The following is a 16,278-nucleotide window of genomic DNA, read 5'->3' as shown; positions in this document are numbered from 1 at the left end:
CGGTTCGTCGTACATCGGCAACGGGGTCGTTATGAGGTGACCACCGGCTCCAGATCGGCAAAGAACTCCCGCAGTTCTTCGTCTTGCCACTCGTGCTCGCCGTAGTAGCTCGCCAGCTGGGCGATCAACTGCCGTGCTTCGGCCTGTTCTTCCGGGGCAACGCGCTGAAGCTTGCTCAGGTACCAGCCCTTGATGAACGGTTCCATCCGCCGTTCCCGGTAGGTTTCCAGTAGCCCCTCATTTTGCAACCATGCGGCGCGTTCACGTTCCAGCGGAATGTACTTGCGATAGAACTTTGGGCCAATGGTGTTGACCGTCGAGTTGGATACGGCCGCGAAGTAAACATGGATCGGTTCGTTGAGCAGCGAGATTCTCGTGGCGTAGTAGAGCATCTGCTGGAAGAAGTAGGAGTCCTGTCCCACCGCGCCTACCGGCTGTTCGATTCCCAATGAGCGGAGCCAGCTAGTATTGGCCACGAGGGCCTGGATGCTCATCGGGGTGAAGTTGATCTGCGACAGCAACCGCGGCGTCACCGTATAGGTGTTTTCGCCAACCTCATCGCGGTAAATGTGCTTGCGCAGGATGCGCACATAATTGAACAGTTTGCGTCGATCCGCATTACGAAGCACATTCCCCAGTGCGAAATCCGAACCGTTCTGCCGTGCCATGTCCAGAAGTTTGGCGTAGCCATCGGACAGGGCTTCATTGTCCGGGTCGAGATAGGTGATCCATTCGGCGGATGCCAGCTCAAGCCCCTTGTTGCGCGGACGGGAGGCACTTCCCGATCCGCCTTGCTCAAAGAGATAGGAACGGACATTCGGATAACGGGATTCGAGCTCCTGCACGGTGGCTCGGGTCGATGCGTCGGTGGAACCATCGTCGACGAGCAGGATTTCCATGGAGTCGAAGATCGAGCTTCGGCGCAGGGACTCAAAGCACTTGAAGCGAAGGTGTTCACCGTTGTTGTAGACGGGAACTACCACGCTCAGCTCCGGCTTCCACGCAGGTGATGCCTGCACCTGTTCGCGGCCGCGAGCACTGACTTCGAACCCGTCCAGCATGTATGAGCCGTCGGGATCAGCCAGCCACCGTAACGCCCCATGCTCCGGCGCGGGGGCCGAACTGTAGTCGTGGTGGGATGTGGGCGACGCATCGCCCGGAGCCTTGTACAAGGTTCCGGCGGCAACGAATTTGGTGGCGTTGAGCAAATCCTGCAGGTAGTGCTGACCGTAGTCAAACCCTCCGGAAACGGTACAGGTAAGCTCCATGCCGGCGGCTTTGGCTGCTGCCTCGTCCGCGAAAATGGGAATGCTCCTCGCTTCCTGACCGGCAAGCTGCTGATCCTCCAGAAAGCGCCTTGCCACCTGCGGGTCTCCAACGACTGCCAACTGGCGCTGGTCGCCCTGTTCACTCACCAGCCCACAGGTTGCCAACAGAATGCGCATACGATCAAAATTCACATGCCGTAAATAGACGCTCCGCAGGCCCGCCATCTGGTTTCGGTAGAGTTCTTCCTCGTTCAGGGAAGCCAGAATGTCCGCGGTATCAAAGGCGGATTCGGGCATGTAGACCTGAGGGAACTGGTCATTGACACCGGCGTTGTAATTCGACAGCACCGAGCACCCCATGGCATGCAATTCGACCACCCGGTTAGCGTACATGCTGGAGCTATTCACCACAGAGTTCAGGTTGATCGCGATCTCACTGGTTCGGTGAATCCGTAACAATTCATCGTGCGGGACAGCCGGTTCCACGTACGGCAGATAATGCTCCGGGTACCGGTATCTTTCTTGGTCCAAGTCCCAGTTGCGGTCAATGATGCGCAACCGACGCCCTGAAGCAATGACGCCGTCAAACATCCGACGGGCGGCTTCGCGGCGCTCCCGATACTTGTGGTTGTGCCAGCTTCCGGCAAAGACGACATCACTGATGCGGTGACGACGGCTTCCCACCGGATTATGGTGCTGATGATCCACGCTGAAAGGCAAGACACCGATTGCCTTGGCGTTGGGGCAATCTTTGGCGTACCGAGGAACCATTTCGGCGGCACTGGTGAAGACATAGTCGCAGCACTGTGCAGTGGTCAGATAGATCGCGTAGTTCGGCGGATCCTCCTTGGAATAGAACGCCACAGGGGTACCAGCTGCCTGGAACCGTGGGATCAGCTCGGTTTCGATCAGCTTCCGGATTTCACTATTGGCCTGTGCAGCGCCCAACCATTCACCGGCAAGTCCCCGCCACGAACTGACAACCAGTACCAAGTCCAGCTGTCCCACATGTTCCAGGTAGTTCGTCGGCGTCAACGGGACGAACTGTGCGGTACTCTCAAAACTCTTGAACAAGAACTCATCGGCAATGATGCCGATGCGCGCGGAGAACGGCCTGTACCAACGCTGCCCATTGGACTCTGCACGGTTAATGACCGAAGAGTACTCGTCGAGGATGCGCTGGCGCCCAGAGTCAAAGTATTCCCGCCGCTCAATGTATTCGGCGCCTGTCACCGCCGGCTCAATAAAGGGGTGCTTCCCGGTGAGGGCATCGCGGTAAAACTGTGATGCCAGATGCCGCTCCATGTTGAACCCTTGCGGGTAGCCTTCGGGGAGCGACAGCTGGCTCAGTCGCGTGTCAATGAAGTCCAGCCGCTTCTTAAGACTCTTTGCATCCATGGTTCTACTTCCCCGCTTTCGTCCGCCAGTACCACCGCTGCAAGCGGCCTAGCTTGGAATTACTCAATGCCGTGTACCGAGCACGCAACTGTTCCAATTCCTTGGTCACTAAGGCGTGTTCCTCCGGCGAAATGCCCTGATCTATAGCTGAAGATTGTTTGGCACTTTGCGCTCGGATCTTGCGCTTCGAAGGGTCCTGGGCCAATTGCTTGTCGCGCTTGTCTATGATCTTCAACAACTTGATTTCCCGCTCATATACCGCTTGCAGCTCGTCCGTCAGTTCGCGCACATGCCGGTGGAGCCTCAGATGCGTTTGGCTGGCATTCTTCAGGATGTTTTCTTGTGGATCGCTTGATTCCGAGGACTTGTTGTTCACTTGTGTCATTTAGTTTGCTGTTTCCAGTTCGTACACGTGGGCATGGGGGTTATCAGTCAAAATCTTCTGACCAGCGGCATTCGCTGCTCGGGCTATGAACTGCAAACGCGTTTGGCTGGCTTTCTCCCATGAACTTCGGGGAGTGTTTCGATTCGACGTGACGCGCGCGGTAATCGACGCATGAAGCGGCAACCCGCGCAGGGTAACGCCATATGGAATGGCCCAGGTCGACAAGTCATGCCGTAGCACTTCTACTCCATCAACAGCGAGAAGCAACTCTAGGTGATTGGCTGCGCCCGGATTCTCGTAGCTGTTGTCCACCATCACGTGCACATCGGCGGCTTGCCACGTTGGTTGAGCAGCGATCTTAGCCGACACACTCGCGCTGTATCCCTGCAAGACTTGCGATTCAGGCAAGTACAACATCCCGTTGAATGGCTTTTCGCTCAACAACGAACCGTCACCATTTGAGATGCGGAACGTACCGTCCAACACAACACCTCGACTAGCCGTTCGGTTGGCAGCAACCTTGTCCTTGGCCTGTTGTGTTGACGCGGTTGCTTTCTTCCCAAGCTCGTACAGATTTTGCGTCGAATTCACGCCGAAAAAGTTAAGTATAGGAACATTTCGATTGATCAGCTCACGGAAGAAGTACCCGTCCCGGCGCTGGTTCGCAGGGAAAGACAAGGCTAAGTCAATCAGTCGTCGATGGTTGAATGGAATACCTGTCTCAAAGGCGCAATCAGTCTCGTTGAAGACTTCTGAGAACCAACGCCCCTGGCGAATCTCCCAGTAGTACATATCTAGTACTTCGTAGTCTCGTGGCAGATTCCCGTATCCACCCATCTCGATTTGTTCCTCATGCTCAGCCATGATGACTTCCAGTCGGGCTGCGAGCGCTGGCGATTTCACTAACGTCTGTTCACGAAGTAACTTTCGTAGTCCTCCGAGTGGATCGCGCACGGAACGATATCGGTGGAAGTAGTTTCTACCGGTTTCATGCAAATTTGCTCTGAGATGCATCGTACGGTTTCCTGGAAATGCCTGCTGGTAAAGCTTTAGAAGCCACGGCCCATGCTGCCCAGCGGTGTTTTTTGCTAGGACACGCTGCTCCTCCTCGCTAAGTGCTGGTGCCTTGTCGCGTCGGAGAAGGGTGTGTTCTACATTCACAGCATCAAGGATTTGTTTAACAATGACCTCGTCCTTATAGATCGATCGAGACCAAGGACTATCGGAACGGGGCACTGCCGTGTAAGTGAACGTTTTGACCCTGTCCCAAATCTCTCGTGTCATGGCCAAGGACGTCCTGCTGTCCAAGCCGCCGGTCAGAGACAGGGCAACCTCCCGGTCAGCGCTCAGTAGTCGAACTAGTTCTCGCCAGAGATCCTGAGCAAGGTCTAGACGTTCGGTTTCATTGACCGCACGATATGGGTTCTGCTGCTTCGGAAAATACCGCTCTTCCGATGAATCGCGAAGTGAAAGCCGATGGTTCGGGATCAGAGCTTTGATGCCTTGGTAGCGGCTGAACCGCCAACGCAATGACACCGGCAACGCTGCAAGGCTCGCCTTCTCAAATGAGGCATGCATCAAATCTGCCAACATACGATCATGCGAGGACACCATCGTTCGATCGATGGCATAGTAAACAGACCTCATCCCATGTGCGTCGTGGTAGACATACTGATGTTCGCCGTCGAGTATGAACAGAACATACCTACCACCTAGGTCGTAGAGATATTTTTCAACTCCAGGCGCTCCGGAATCAATCCATCTCTGTCGCAGCGCACCGCAGATCACTCGGATGTCCCCACTGTTTTCTGATCCAGTGGGCGAGACATATTGAGCGTGCCCGATAAGTGCCACAACGAGTTCAGAATCGTCCAGGATTTCAGCCTCGGTTTCTGGCGCTATCAGAAAGCGACCCTGCGATGTGTGATGCGCGGTGAAGCGTTCCAAATCGGAAGGCACATTTACGTGCTCTTTCGTATACAGGAAACCTCTTGGATATAAATCGATTGGCATGGATTCTACGCTCTCGGGACTGCTGAGTTGATGATCTTCAACATGAGGCTAACAGCGAGAAGTTGACGAAAAACCCCTTTTCACAAGCCCTTTACTGCGGACTCATGAAATGTTCACCTCTCGTTCACTCAAACCCAGGATGCCCTGTTCACACTTCGATACAAACCAACCGGAAAGTTGTTCCTCGTCATGTGGAATGACCAGCACCCGACACCGCCGATGACCTGCACCCCGGACCCGGCGTCAAACCAGCCCGAACCCATTGCATCCATCCTCTGCGGCAACAGGCTGACCATGAACCCTCTGCTCAGCACCCATCGTCGCATGCAACCGATTTTCTAGGATCGTCAATCGTGACACAGGTTTGAACTCGTCCCAGATGGAGAATTCGCAACTCATCGACTACCCATTGCTGATCCAGCGCACAAGCAAGAGTCATTCGCCGCACTGCTTGGACTGCGGGCAGAGTAGCCCCACGCGACACCCATCAGGAGAAAGGCTCAGGTTTTCTGGCTGCGCAAGTAGGCGACGACGGCCCGCACACGCCGGTGAACGTCGGTATCCTCGTCAAGGTTTAATTTGAGGAAGATGCTGGAAATGTGGGATTCCACCGTTCGTTCAGACAGGACAAGCCGGTGTGAAAGCGCTGTATTGGACATTCCTTCGGCCATCAGCCCCAGTACTTCCAGCTCCCGGCTGCTTAATCGATCCAACGGTCCGGAGCGCCCGGTGGTGTCCAGTAGGGCGGCCACAACCTGTGAATCCAACGCGGTTCCCCCGTCCACGATCCGTTCCAACGCGTCGAGGAACCCAGCAACGTCCAGTACCCGGTCCTTGAGCAAGTATCCCGTGCCCGGTTGGGCAAGCAGCTGGGCCGCTCCGCGCGGCTCCACATACTGCGGCAACAGCATGATGGGCTGCTGCGGGTTTCGGTCCCGAATGGCCACGGCCGCCCTGATCCCTTCGTCACCGTCCGGCATGCGCACATCAAGCACGAGCACGTCGGGGTCGGTCGAAGAGACAGCTCGAACCGCGTCATCAGCCGTGGAAGTCCTAGCCACCACCAGATGTCCGGCGGATTCCAAGAGTGCGACCAAACCTTCGCGAAGCAGCGCGGAGTCTTCGGCAATCACTATCCGCATGGCAGACTCACGCTGACAATGGTGCCGAAGCCCGGTCTGCTGCGAACAGCCAGGTTCCCACCCGCGGCACCGACTCGTGTGGCTAAACCGTCCAGTCCCCCGCCCGGCTGTATTTTCGCCGTACCTGATCCGTCATCCCGGACTTCGAGGGACAGGTTTCCCTCCACCGAGTTGATGGTCAGGGAGATCTGTTGCGCATCGGCATGCCGTACGGCATTAACCACCGCTTCACTGGCCACGAAGTAGATGGTGCGCGCCAACTCCTCCGGGATCGCGTCGCAGCTCACGTTGAGAACTGGGCGCGAGATCAAATGGCGGCAGAATTCCGACAATGCTCGTGGCAGCCCGTGTTCGAGCATGCGCGGACCGGCACCGCGCGCCAGTTGGCGCAACTCGGCGACGGTCAACGTCACTTCCTGGACCAGATCATCGATGTGTCCGGCGAATGATTTGTCAGGAAGCTGACTCTGTAACACACGCAGTTGCAGCCCCAGTGCGACGAGTCGCTGTTGTGCCCCATCATGCAGATCACGTTCTAGGCGGTGTCGTTCGGCATCACTGGCTAGCAGCAGTTTTTGCCTTGCGGATTGGGCTTCGACCAGTAGTGCTCGTAGCTGAGCTCTCGAACGGATGTCCTGCACGAAAGGCACCGAACGATCAACCACCAGGGAAGGCAAGCGGTAGCTGGCCTCGGGACCTGGAATCAGTTCGCCAATCTTCATGCCGCGGTGCCGTAGCGGTATCCCTTCCCGTCTGGCGGCCACGGGTAGGTTCATTCCTGCACCGGCCAGATCCGGCGCTTGCCCCGTGTCGTCGAGCGCCGAGGGAACCACCCCAACGATCAGCGCCTCGTCCCGCAGTGCTCGGCGTAGCACCGGCTGAAGTTCCTCGGGTTCGGCCAATCCACGGGCAATGTCCTCCGACAGTTTGTTCAGGGCCGCCAAGGCTCTGGCTCTGGTTGGAAACAGTAGAGCGTCTACGCGCCGACGGAGCCAACCGAAACACCCCACGGCGAGCGTGGTTACCGCAGCGGTCACCAGCAGCATAATGGCCGGTGAAGCCAGTGCCGCGGAACGGTGCGAGGCCAGCACGATCAGCGCCAGCGCGGAGAGAAGTACCAATAGGAGAAGCACCGCGGCCACCAGCCCGGCCACCGCGAATTCGAAGTCCGCCCCGGATGGACGCAGTACCGAGAGGGTCACGGACAGCGGGATGGCCAGATAGCAGACCAGCAAACCAAATCCGACGAGATCTGCCGAGCCCAGAACCAAATAGCTAACCCAGCACAGCATCAAGGTCAACGGCAAACAGATTCCACCCAGATATACCCAGCGCAGTGCTGCACGGTCCTCGTGGCTGGCATGGCGGAATCGGGTGATCACCCGTACCATGCTGCTCACCAGAAGGGTGAAATAGAAAAACATCAGTCCAATGCCCACGCCGGAGAGCACTGGGTTCCACCCGGGAACGGCCCACCCGAGTACGGCGCACAGATTGAACAACAACACCACTGCGACCAGAGCGACGGCCAAGATTCGCCAGCGGGTTGTACCAACGCGGCCGGTCGGTGCGATCAGCAGCAGCATGGCCAACGGCAGGTACAGTAGCGTCCAGCTACCCGCCCACGGGGATTCCATGTCTTCTGGCACCATGAGCGCCAGGACCAGGCACAGCCCGGCAAAGGCCAGCCATGGCCCCTCGGCACGTGCCGGGAGGCATCGGGAAACTACGGTGCCCAAGATGAGTGGGACCAGTCCTAGCGTCGCCGCCGCCACCCCCGTCAGGGCGGAACTCGAAGAATGTGTCGGGACGATGAGCACGAAAATGAGCACCGTGCCCACCCACAGAACCCCGGTGATGCGGGGAGCATACCTGTCCATGGGAAAACGATACGCCCGAAACCCCACGCCGGCATCCGTGCTGGCACCCAACGCAGATTCGGGGCTCTCCCCCATCACATCGTTCCGGCACAGTTGCATGCTGGAGGAAAGCCTCAGATAGGTCAGGAGACAGGTCATGACTCGTGTAGCTCTGGGCGTCCCGGTGACAGGCCACCAAACCGGTAGCGGTTTCCATCGAATTGCCTCAGCCTGGTGCGCGCCGGTCGCAATCGGGTTGATCGCGCTGAGCAATTCCGTGTACGCATCGCTGAACTCAGAAGGACTTGACGACCAAATCGGGGCCAATCTGGTTTCCCTGTACTCGGATGACCAAACGCTCTGGTACCTGTGCACCGTCACTGGATTGCTCGGTTCGCTGCTGCTCGTACCTGGAATCTTGGCCGTCGTGAAGGCATTGCGGTTGGATCGCCCCGTCCTCTCGTTGGTGGCCGGCTCGATCATGATCGCCGGATACATCAGCTACTTCGGGATCATGTTCACCACCTTCGATACCTTAGATCTGGTCCGGATCGCCCCGCAGGCAGCCGAGACACTGGTGGACGAGTCTTCGCTGAATTTCGCTAGCGCCGGGTTCTTCCTGCTCTTTGTGATCGGCAATCTGTTCGGAACGGCGTTGCTGGGCGTGTGCGTCCTGTTGAGCCGTTCGGTGCCGCGCTGGTCCGGTGTTCTCCTGCTCTGTTGGACCCTTGGACACATTACGAACCTGTTGTTGCTCAACGAGTGGTTTGCCGTGATTGGCGGGCTGATCGCGATGGCCGGATTCGCTGTCATTGCGGTGGCCATCACAAAAATGACGAACCAACAGTGGCTCGAACGAAGTTGAGGCAATAGTTTCGATTCGCTCGTCGGGACGGATGCGGGACGGATGGCGCAGAAACCAAGCATCAGGGGCAGCGGCTTGGACGAGGTACTCTAGATAGCTCGCAAATTCCCTTAAATACCGGACGTTTCCGGTACGTTTAGAGGCATCACTTGCTCGTGGGCCTAGGAAGGAGTCGAGCTGGGTGCCTCGTCAGCCGCTGGTGAGCTTTCCCAACCTTGACCAGGTGGATACCGTCAGAGAGTTATTTCCCGTGTTGCCCCGAGAAGCCCACTGCAGTGGACGCTGATCGGACACGGAGCGATGTCTCGTTCCTTGTTCACGGAATGCGATGAACCGCTGAGCGAATGGACGCTGTCAAACACTCAGGTCTCGGTGTCACTAAGATCCTTGACCGTGTCTTGGGCGGTTTTCGTTTAGCTGACCAACTCCGGCTGATCGCCGAGCCTCACAACGCTGTGAACTCTGGCGCGCGTTGTGTTGCGACAGGCACGAGATTCCCGGTTGGTTGTTCACCGGACGTCTTCGCAGCGGAGATCCCTCGGATTCTTGCCGACCATCTTGCCTGAACCGATGGTGTTGTACATGGCCCTGGCATTCCGTGGCCCATGCAACTGGTAGCCCACCGTCCTTGCACGGCGTCAGAAGACTCCGAGTTCTCCGCTGGAGCCAGGCGGCTGGACATCACCGGTTCAGCGACAAATCAAGGCCGCATCTTGCCCTGATTCTGCGGTGGATCTCAGCCATCGTCGAGTGCCCTTTGGACGTGCTCTCGTCAGGTAAAAAATGGGGCCTGGCCGACTGGCCAGACCCCATTTTCAACTTTGGCTACCTGATGGGCAACCGCCTGAATTCAATCCCCTTAGCGGGCGACCGAGCCGTCCACGTAGTCATCGCTGGAGGACTCGGAGATCCAGGAGAACAGCGAACGCAGTTCGCGGCCGGTGGTCTCAATCGGGTGCTGCTCACCCTTCTTGCGCAGCTCCAGGAACTCCTTGGCGCCGTTGGCCTGGTCATCCATGAAGCGCTTGGCGAAGGCGCCGGACTGGATGTCGGCCAGGACAGCCTTCATGTTCTCCTTCACCTCCGGGGTGATGACTCGCGGGCCGGAGACGTAGTCGCCGTACTCTGCGGTGTCGGAGATCGACCAGCGCTGCTTGGCGATGCCGCCTTCCCACATCAGGTCGACGATCAGCTTCAGCTCGTGGAGCACCTCGAAGTAGGCGATCTCCGGCTTGTAGCCCGCCTCGGTCAGCACCTCGAAGCCGTACTGCACCAGCTGCGAGGTACCGCCGCAGAGCACAGCCTGCTCGCCGAACAGGTCGGTCTCGGTCTCTTCGGTGAAGGTGGTCTCGATGACGCCGGCGCGGGTGCCGCCGATGCCAGCTGCGTAGGACAGTGCCAGGTCCTTGGCGCCGCCGGTGTAGTTCTGCTCCACGGCGATCAGGTCAGGGATGCCGCGGCCTGCCTCGAACTCGCGGCGCACGGTGTGGCCCGGAGCCTTCGGGGCAACCAGTGCCACGTCGACGTTTGCCGGCGGCTGGATGAAGCCGAAGCGGATGTTGAAGCCGTGGCCGAAGAACAGGGCGTTGCCCTCTTCCAGGTTCTCGGCGATCGAGTCGGCGTAGACCTTGGCCTGGACCTGGTCCGGGGTCAGGATCATGATGACGTCGGCCCACTTGGCGGCCTCGGCAACGGTGGCGACCTTCAGGCCTTCGGCCTCGGCCTTGGCGCGGGACTTGGAGACCTCGGCCAGGCCGACAGTGACGTCCACACCCGAGTCGCGCAGGCTCAGTGCGTGCGCGTGGCCCTGGGAGCCGTAGCCGATGATGGCTACCTTCTTGCCCTGGATGATCGAGAGGTCTGCGTCGTCGTCGTAATACAAATCAGCCATGTGAATTGCTCCTTGGTTGTGCTTCTGTCAGGAAGTTTCTGTTGCTGGCACCAGCATCTATGTTCAAGTCTGGTGCCTTGGATTGTGAAATTTGGTGTTCGTGTCCGAAGAAGTCATATTCGCCTTCTTCGGACACACTTCGGCGCTAGGCCGAAAGGCTCTTCAGGGCCCTGTCGCTCATCGACTTGGAACCGCGGCCCACGGCCAGGGTTCCTGCCTGGACGATCTCGCGGATGCCGAAGGGCTCCAGCACCGAAAGCAGCGCCTCGATCTTGGCCGCGTTGCCGGTGGCCTCGATGACCAGCGAGTCGGTGGCCACGTCGATCACCGAGGCGCGGAACAGCTCAGCGGCCTGGGTGACCTGCAGCCGGGTGGCGGCGTCGGCGCGGACCTTGACCATGATGTGGTCGCGCTGCACGGAGGATTCCGGCAGCAGCTCCACGATCTTGATGACGTTGATCAGCTTGTTCAGCTGCTTGGTGACCTGCTCCAGGGAGTCCCCCTCGGCGTCGACCACCACGGTCATGCGGCTGATGCCCTCGATTTCCGTGGGGCCCACGGCCAGCGAGTGGATGTTGAACGCACGGCGGGCGAAGAGGCTGGCGACTCGGGTGAGTACGCCGGGCACGTCTTCGACCAGTACGGACAGCGTGTGCTTTGCCATGCTCTAGTCTTCCTCTTCCCATTCCGGGGTCATGCCCCTGGCGATCTGGATCTGGTCGTTGCTCACTCCGGCGGGGACCATCGGCCACACCATGGAGTCGGCGGAGACCACGAAGTCGATGACCACCGGGCGGTCGTTGATTTCCAGCGCCTTCTGGATCGTGGCGTCGATGTCCTCGTCGCGTTCGCAGCGCAGGCCCACGCAGCCGTAGGCGTCGGCCAGCTTCACGAAGTCCGGAACGCGCGCGGTGCCGTGGCCCGTGTTCAGGTCAGTGTTCGAGTAGCGTGCGTCGTAGAACAGGGTCTGCCACTGGCGGACCATGCCCAGCGAGGAGTTGTTGATCACCGCGACCTTGATCGGGATGTTGTTGATCACGCAGGTGGCGAGCTCCTGGTTGGTCATCTGGAAGCAGCCGTCGCCGTCGATCGCCCAGACCACGCGGTCCGGCTGGGCCACCTTGGCGCCCATGGCGGCGGGCACCGAGTAGCCCATGGTGCCCAGGCCCGCGGAGTTCAGCCACGAGCGCGGGCGCTCGTACTTCACGAACTGTGCGGCCCACATCTGGTGCTGGCCCACGCCGGCCACGTAGACGCCCTCCGGGCCGGTCAGCTCGCCGATGCGCCCGATGACATGCTGCGGGGCAGACAGGCCGTCGTGGGTCTCGGTGTAGCCGATCGGGTAGGTCTCGCGCAGGCGGTTCAGCAGCGACCACCAATTGGACAGGTCCTGCTGCGGCTCGTTCTCGAACCGGGTCTGGCAGGCCTCGAACAGCTGCGGGATGATCTCGTCCAGTGAACCCACGATCGGCACGTCGGCCACGCGGTTCTTGGAGATCTCCGCCGGGTCGATGTCGGCGTGGATCACCTTGGCGTTCGGCGCGAAGGTGGAGAGCACGCCGGTGACGCGGTCGTCGAAGCGGGCGCCCAGGGTGATCAGCAGGTCGGACTGCTGCAGCGCAGTCACCGCGGACACGGCGCCGTGCATGCCGGGCATGCCCACATGCTGCGGATGCGAGTCGGGGAAGGCGCCGCGGGCGGTCAGGGTGGTGACCACCGGGGCGTTGATGAACTCGGCGAAGGCCTTGAGTTCCTCGTGCGCGTCGGCCTTGATCACGCCGCCGCCCACGTAGAGCACCGGACGGGTGGCGCCGGCGATCAGCTTGGCGGCCTCGCGCAGCTGCTTGTTGTGCCCGCGGGTGACCACGCGGTAGCCGGGCAGGTCAACCTTCGGCGGCCACGAGAAGGTCATCTGCGCGGTCTGGGCATCCTTGGTGATGTCCACCAGCACCGGGCCGGGACGGCCGGTCTGCGCCAGGTAGAACGCGCTGGCCATGACCCGGGGGATGTCCTCCGGATTGGTCACCAGGAAGGCGTGCTTGGTGATCGGCATGGTGATGCCGACGATATCGGCTTCCTGGAACGCGTCCGAGCCGATGAAGGCGCTGTTGACCTGGCCGGTGATTGCCACCATGGGAACCGAGTCCATGTTGGCGTCCGCCAGTGCGGTGACGAGGTTGGTTGCGCCCGGTCCGGAGGTGGCAATGCAGACGCCAACCTCCCCGCTCACCATGGCGTAACCCTGTGCGGCATGGCCGGCACCCTGTTCATGGCGGACCAGGATGTGATTGACCTTGGTCGAGTCCATGAGCGGGTCGTAGGTGGGAAGGATGGCCCCACCTGGCAACCCGAAGACGTCTTTGACGCCCAATTCTTCCAGCGAGCGGACGATGGCTTGTGAGCCCGTCATCTGCGTGGGAGCAACGATGTTGTTCGGACCCTGGACCGGGTTCGAAGCTTCCACGACGGAAGAGACAGCGGCGGCGGCATCCTTGGGTCGACTAATTGACTTCGCAACCGACGCCGGATTGGCGGGTGTTGAGTTGCTCATCTGGATCCTTTCCATTTCTATCTCTTCATCTTGCGCATAAAAAACGCCCCACGGCCGTCACTGCTGACGAAAGGGGGCTGCGCGTCACCGATGTTCTGCCTGTTGGCCAGAACTGGTATCAGGCTCCGCGCCTGATAACTAGTAGTACGTCGGTGGTTGTTTGCATGTGTCTAATCTTTCTTCACCCAGTGGCAAAGATCAACTCGCACCCCGTGCAATCTCATTATATGAGATGGATGTCCATTGGGTGGACGCTTGACACGCCCACCCGAGGACGAACTTCTTTTTTCCTCCCGCTGCGGCTACCCGCAGTAGGCGCCGGTCGAGGCCGACTTCACCAGCTTGGCGTACTTGGCCAGCACCCCGGAGGTGAACTTGGCCGGCAGCGGCTCCCAGCCCTCCTTGCGGGCTTCGAGTTCCGCCTCGTCCACCAGCAGGTCGAAGCTGCGCGCCTTCATGTCCACCCGGATGCGGTCCCCGTCCTTGACGAACGCGATCGGACCGCCGTCCACCGCCTCGGGCGCCACGTGACCGATGCACAGGCCGGTGGTGCCGCCGGAGAACCGTCCGTCGGTCAGCAGCAGCACGTCCTTGCCCAGTCCCGCGCCCTTGATGGCACCGGTGATGGCAAGCATCTCGCGCATGCCCGGCCCGCCCTTGGGGCCCTCGTAGCGGATGACCACCACGTCCCCGGCTTGCAGCTCTCCGCGGTCCAGCGCATCCAGCGCACCCTGCTCGCGCTCGAAGACGCGGGCGGTGCCTTCGAAGACCTCGGCGTCGAAGCCTGCCGACTTCACCACGGCGCCCTCGGGAGCCAGCGTGCCGTGCAGGATCGCGATGCCGCCGGTGGTGTGGATCGGGTCCTGCATGGCGCGCAGGATCTTCCCGTCCGGATCCGGCGGGGCGATGTCCGCCAGGTTTTCCGCCACGGTCTTGCCGGTGACGGTCAGGCAGTCCCCGTGCAGCAGCCCGGCATCCAGCAGCGCCTTCATGACCACCGGGACGCCGCCGATGCGGTCCAGGTCGTTCATGACGTAGCGGCCGAAGGGCTTCAGGTCGGCCAGGTGCGGCACCTTGTCGCCGATGCGGTTGAAGTCCGCGAGCTCCAGGTCGACGTCGGCCTCGCGGGCAATCGCCAGCAGGTGCAGCACCGCATTGGTCGAGCCGCCGAAGGCCATGAGCACCGCGATGGCGTTCTCGAAGGCTTTCTTGGTCATGATGTCGCGGGCGCGGATGCCCCGGCGCAGCATCTGCACCACAGCTTCCCCGGAACGGTGGGCGAACATGTCGCGGCGGCGGTCCGCCGAGGGCGGTGCGGCGGAGCCGGGAAGGCTCATGCCCAGCGCCTCGCCGATGGAGGCCATGGTGTTCGCGGTGTACATGCCGCCGCAGGCGCCTTCGCCCGGGCAGATGGCCTTCTCGATGCGCTCCAGGTCGCCTTCGCTCATCTTGCCGGCGGCGCAGGCGCCCACGGCTTCGAAGGCGTCGATCAGCGTGACGTCCTTTTCGGTGCCGTCCTCCAGCTTCACCCAGCCGGGCATGATGGAGCCGGCGTAGAGGAAGACCGCGGAGAGGTTCAGCCGGGCCGCTGCCATCAGCATGCCGGGCAGCGACTTGTCGCAGCCGGCCAGCAGGACCGAGCCGTCAAGGCGTTCGGCCATCATCACGGTTTCCACCGAATCGGCGATGACCTCGCGGGAGACCAGCGAGAAATGCATGCCCTCGTGGCCCATGGAGATGCCGTCGGAAACGGAGATGGTGCCGAACTGCATCGGGAACCCGCCGCTGGCGTGGACGCCTTCCTTGGCGCCCTGCGCCAGGCGGTTCAGCGAAAGGTTGCACGGGGTGATTTCGTTCCACGAACTGGCGATGCCGATCTGTGGTTTGGCGAAGTCCTCATCCCCCATGCCGACCGCGCGCAGCATGCCGCGCGACGGAGCAGCGTGGATGCCATCGGTCACTGCACGCGACCGTGGCTTGATGTCCGGGCTGGAGTCATGGCTCATAAAACATCATTCTAGGAGTCAATATGACCAATTGGGCAACCCATGACGCGAGCATGACACAAATAGGTTGCCGAAAGCACTGATCAGATTGCCCAAATCTGCTCATTCCCGCAACGATCGGGGCAGGCGGCCAGCCCCACGCCGCTGCGCCACGCCTGCGTTGACTTGCTTGGGCCCAAGAATCCGGCGTCACGCCGATGGGAAGACCCGCCAGCATTCCCAGTGTCATCAGGCGTGGGGCAGGCGCCGTCAACCGCAGATCCGGCGCCGTCCACCTGAGAATTTCATGGGGTCGGCCGGCAATCTGGCCCGGCTTGTAAGTATTCCTTAGTAGAGTGAGAGACATGGACACCAGCCCAGCCGATAACCCGACCGAGCAAGTCAAGGCGCGCCTGCACCGCGTTTTCGACTCGCAGATCCCGAATTTCGCCAGCTACAACCTGGTGGCAGGAACCGGTATCGCCGGCTCCGGGGGGCTCAAGGTCATCGGCTATCGCCAGCAGCCGGCCGAACTGGTCCTGGCCCCGGTCAACTCCAGCAATCTCACCGCGTCCGAAGACGCCATCACCATCAACAACACCAACGTCAACCAGCTCGCCCTGCTCAACGACGGCGAATACGAGGTGGCCACGTCCACCGGACGCGTCTTCCGCTTCTCCATCCCGTCGCACCCGAGCATCGACCTGCAGCTTGACGATGCGGTGTCCGTGGCGGCAGTCATCGACCAGGAGGTCGACGCCAAGGACTTCGCGGATTTCATGGACCACTTCATGAACACCATTGAAGGCACCGAGAACTTCGTGTAAACCGCGCACGGAAGCGCACAGACCTCGCGGCGGTTGACAAAACTGGCAATCCACGCGCTACTGCCCGAAAATATCAGACCCCGGAAGCCACTTG

The 16,278-nt window shown here is 60.4% G+C and carries 11 protein-coding genes; 2 read left to right on the top strand and 9 right to left on the bottom strand.

Annotated elements, in window-relative coordinates; genetic code table 11:
• Nucleotides 1–29: 29 nt before the first annotated feature.
• From JQN66_RS07145 to JQN66_RS07125, 5 genes are all read right to left on the bottom strand, one after another.
• Nucleotides 30–2,666, bottom strand: a complete 2,637-nt coding sequence (locus tag JQN66_RS07145) for a glycosyltransferase (protein WP_204677191.1) — start codon at nt 2,664–2,666, stop codon at nt 30–32.
• A gap of 4 nt (nt 2,667–2,670) precedes the next feature.
• Entirely contained in the window at nt 2,671–3,051 is a 381-nt protein-coding gene (locus JQN66_RS07140; RefSeq protein ID WP_204677190.1) for a hypothetical protein, read from the bottom strand.
• On the bottom strand, nt 3,052–5,064 hold the full coding sequence (locus JQN66_RS07135; protein ID WP_204677189.1) for an asparagine synthetase B family protein: 2,013 nt from the start codon (nt 5,062–5,064) through the stop codon (nt 3,052–3,054). It abuts the gene before it with no gap.
• A 500-nt stretch (nt 5,065–5,564) separates the two neighbouring features.
• Nucleotides 5,565–6,149 carry a response regulator transcription factor gene (locus tag JQN66_RS07130; RefSeq protein ID WP_477190227.1) on the bottom strand — a complete coding sequence of 195 codons (585 nt, stop codon included), beginning with the start codon at nt 6,147–6,149 and terminating at the stop codon, nt 5,565–5,567.
• 47 nt (nt 6,150–6,196) lie between these two features.
• Nucleotides 6,197–8,224, bottom strand: a complete 2,028-nt coding sequence (locus tag JQN66_RS07125) for a sensor histidine kinase (RefSeq protein ID WP_204677187.1) — start codon at nt 8,222–8,224, stop codon at nt 6,197–6,199.
• Between JQN66_RS07125 and JQN66_RS07120 the strand changes: the two genes are divergently transcribed.
• Entirely contained in the window at nt 8,223–8,930 is a 708-nt protein-coding gene (locus JQN66_RS07120; RefSeq protein ID WP_204677186.1) for a hypothetical protein, read from the top strand. The two genes, JQN66_RS07125 and JQN66_RS07120, sit on opposite strands and share 2 nt — an antisense overlap.
• An 859-nt stretch (nt 8,931–9,789) precedes the next feature.
• Here JQN66_RS07120 and ilvC read toward each other — a convergent pair.
• The 4 genes from ilvC to ilvD all read right to left on the bottom strand — a co-directional run bounded on the left by ilvC (nt 9,790) and on the right by ilvD (nt 15,378).
• Complete coding sequence (gene ilvC / locus JQN66_RS07115) at nt 9,790–10,821, bottom strand: ketol-acid reductoisomerase (RefSeq protein WP_204677185.1); 1,032 nt, start codon at nt 10,819–10,821, stop codon at nt 9,790–9,792.
• A 145-nt stretch (nt 10,822–10,966) separates the two neighbouring features.
• Nucleotides 10,967–11,485: an acetolactate synthase small subunit gene (ilvN, locus tag JQN66_RS07110; RefSeq protein ID WP_053797884.1), complete on the bottom strand. Its 519-nt coding sequence runs from the start codon at nt 11,483–11,485 to the stop codon at nt 10,967–10,969.
• A gap of 3 nt (nt 11,486–11,488) precedes the next feature.
• Entirely contained in the window at nt 11,489–13,372 is a 1,884-nt protein-coding gene (locus JQN66_RS07105) for an acetolactate synthase large subunit (protein WP_204677184.1), read from the bottom strand.
• 302 nt (nt 13,373–13,674) lie between these two features.
• Nucleotides 13,675–15,378, bottom strand: a complete 1,704-nt coding sequence (ilvD, locus tag JQN66_RS07100; protein WP_204677183.1) for a dihydroxy-acid dehydratase — start codon at nt 15,376–15,378, stop codon at nt 13,675–13,677.
• A 344-nt stretch (nt 15,379–15,722) separates the two neighbouring features.
• Here ilvD and JQN66_RS07095 point away from each other — a divergent pair, with 344 nt between their 5' ends.
• On the top strand, nt 15,723–16,184 hold the full coding sequence (locus JQN66_RS07095; RefSeq protein WP_188947919.1) for a hypothetical protein: 462 nt from the start codon (nt 15,723–15,725) through the stop codon (nt 16,182–16,184).
• The last annotated feature ends 94 nt before the right edge of the window (nt 16,185–16,278 follow it).

It is taken from the genome of Glutamicibacter protophormiae (assembly GCF_016894325.1).
GTDB lineage: Bacteria > Actinomycetota > Actinomycetes > Actinomycetales > Micrococcaceae > Glutamicibacter > Glutamicibacter protophormiae.
The sequence above is the reverse complement of the archived record's forward strand: the minus strand, read 5'-3'. Positions and strand labels throughout refer to the sequence as shown.